The sequence below is a fragment of the Prevotella sp. P5-126 genome (assembly GCF_002251185.1).
Classification (GTDB): Bacteria; Bacteroidota; Bacteroidia; order Bacteroidales; family Bacteroidaceae; genus Prevotella.
Genome location: NZ_NPIZ01000033.1, coordinates 1 through 2,338, shown reverse-complemented (window position 1 = coordinate 2,338; position 2,338 = coordinate 1). Strand labels below are relative to the sequence as shown.

Below are 2,338 nucleotides of genomic sequence, written 5' to 3'. Positions count from 1 at the left end.
TACTCATATAAGAAAGAGAAATAAGAAAAGATAATAATAATGATGTTTTTATAAGGTGTGCCCCAATACGGCACACCTTTCTTATATCTTTGCATCGTGAACTATAAAGATGTAACGATATGACAGTATCAGAATTATTTAAGAAGTATGACTTTGAAAGCATACTACCGCATTTAAATCACCTCTTTATGGTGAATAGTGGGCGGCATTTCTCTGACGCGAGTATTGAGGTGTTCAGAGGTCTTTATAAAAAATGGACCGAATGTGAGACACAATCTACGAATCGCCATATCCGACTTGTATCTCGTTGGGAGCATACAAGTCCATCCATTGATATGAATTGCCATGTTAAAGAGAAAAATGTTTTTTGCTACGCAGTAGCAGACCAGAAAGATATGATCGAAGTTTTGAGCATGAAAGTGAGAGTAGATAAAGACGTTGAAATCAGCGAGGTGGAGTTGGCAGCTGGCCTCTTTTGGGAAATGACCTATTATGGTCCTAAATAAAATGGATAGTTATACGAAATTATGTTAATACGCTCTATTGTTCAAAATAAAGTAGTATCTTTGTTGCACCAAAAATGATATATAAGAATTATGGTTAATGGATTTAAGGTTATAACCCTCTGTGGTAGCACTCGTTTCAAGGATGAATTCCTGGAAGCGCAAAAGCGTCTGACACTTGAAGGCAACATCGTTATTTCTGTGGGGCTGTTTGGCCACTCTGGTGATGATGAGGTATGGACAGAGGGTGTGAAAGATATGTTGGATCGCCAGCACCTGGCAAAGATTGACTTGGCAGATGAAATCTTTGTCATCAATGTGGGTGGCTATATTGGTGATAGCACCAGACGCGAAATCGCTTATGCAGAATTCAAAGGCAAGTCGATAACATACCTTGAGAGTTGCAGAAAGCCCAGTCTTTATGACAACTATGCTTCACTTAGTGAACTTCATGGTGCTGGAAGAATCTCTGATGAGGATTTTGAACAGGCAGGACGCGACTTTGACAAAAAGCGTAAAGCGGCTATTGCTGAATATAATGCTTGCCAAGGCCCTTGGCCCTATCAGTGGAAAAACATCGATGCTGTTGTTTGTGGAATATTGCAGCAACATGGCCTTGTTTCCGTTGATTACCATGACCTCAAAGACCTCTACGATGCAGATTGCGTATATGAAGCTCGCATCAAAGGAAAGGGATCCAACGTTGAAGAACAAATTCAAAGCATCATTGACGCTATCAGAAATGAATACTTGGCCCAACTACGTTCCTCAAAGAAAGTCGTTGTAACGTTATGTGGTTCGTCTGATCTCTCAGGCTTACTTGAAAAACTAGCCGATTGCATGGATGGCTTGAATGTTGTTTGGCAGACAAGGAAACTCCATATTAATGCTAAAGGTTGTATGGAAATATCAATAGTAATAATTTAATAACACAGAGGGTGAAATGAATAACGAGCAAAATAATATTCAAGCTAAACTTGAGAAATGGGCAGAAGATACAGTGAAAGCGTACCATCAGATAGCAACTCGTGATGATGTAAATATTGCATATTATACACAATCTGATCTCTCTTTGCTTTCAGAAGAGCCCGAATTGATGATAGTCGGAATTAATCCAGGCAATCCATATGGTATAACTCCATACACAGAACAATGCAAAAACAAGAATTGGTCATACTTGTACAATAATCCACTCGACAAAAATCATCTTTGGAAAGGTAATTATTGCAAAGAAGAAGGGAAAACATCATCCTGGGACAATCATAAAAAATGGAAATATTGGGCAGGGCTAAAAAGTTGCTTGTCTCAGACAGCACTTTCAACTGTTATAAATGATGATAGTAAGATTATTGTAACGAATGCATCATTCTTCAGTACGGAAAAAGCTGATGGAATTAGTGAGTCCTTATTGACAGAGACAATCCCATATACACTTGACTTAATACATATAACAACCCCTAATAATATAATTTTTCTAAGTGGAAAGAAATGCTTTGAAAGACTCTGTCGCTTGTCGAAGTCTTCCCAACTATTCCAGTTTGAGTACAAGCATATCTGTGGAAATATATTTGTAGGTATTTTGAACAAAAAATACTGTATTGGTATTCCGCATCCTGCTTATAAAACGAATGAAGAAATAAAACTTGTCGCCTCAGTTCTTCCTTCTCTATTAAAAGTTTCAAATTATGAAAACATTGACGTTGAGTTAATTCGTAAAAGATGTGCTAAACAAATTAAAGAATACGAAGATAGAATTTACAACCATAAGAAATCTAATAATAAGCAAGTTAAGATCTCGAATATAAAGAGTATTGTTCAACAAGTAACATCTTCAA

The 2,338-nt window shown here is 37.1% G+C and carries 3 protein-coding genes; all 3 read left to right on the top strand.

Features of this window, described 5'->3' with window-relative positions:
- The first annotated feature begins 119 nt into the window (after nucleotides 1–119).
- Nucleotides 120–506 (top strand): hypothetical protein, encoded by a 387-nt coding sequence (locus CIK90_RS02945; protein ID WP_094389491.1) that lies wholly within the window; start codon nucleotides 120–122, stop codon nucleotides 504–506.
- A gap of 90 nt (nucleotides 507–596) precedes the next feature.
- On the top strand, nucleotides 597–1,430 hold the full coding sequence (locus CIK90_RS14350) for a hypothetical protein (RefSeq protein ID WP_216820456.1): 834 nt from the start codon (nucleotides 597–599) through the stop codon (nucleotides 1,428–1,430).
- Nucleotides 1,431–1,446: 16 nt separating this feature from the next.
- On the top strand, nucleotides 1,447–2,338 hold an 892-nt coding region (locus CIK90_RS02935), incomplete at its 3' end, for a hypothetical protein (RefSeq protein ID WP_094464315.1).

Bases quoted from the DNA above. Each gene is read 5' to 3' on its own strand.
- CIK90_RS02945 (WP_094389491.1), top strand. From the start codon at position 120: ATGACAGTATCAGAATTATTTAAGAAGTATGACTTTGAAAGCATACTA.
- CIK90_RS14350 (WP_216820456.1), top strand. From the start codon at position 597: ATGGTTAATGGATTTAAGGTTATAACCCTCTGTGGTAGCACTCGTTTC.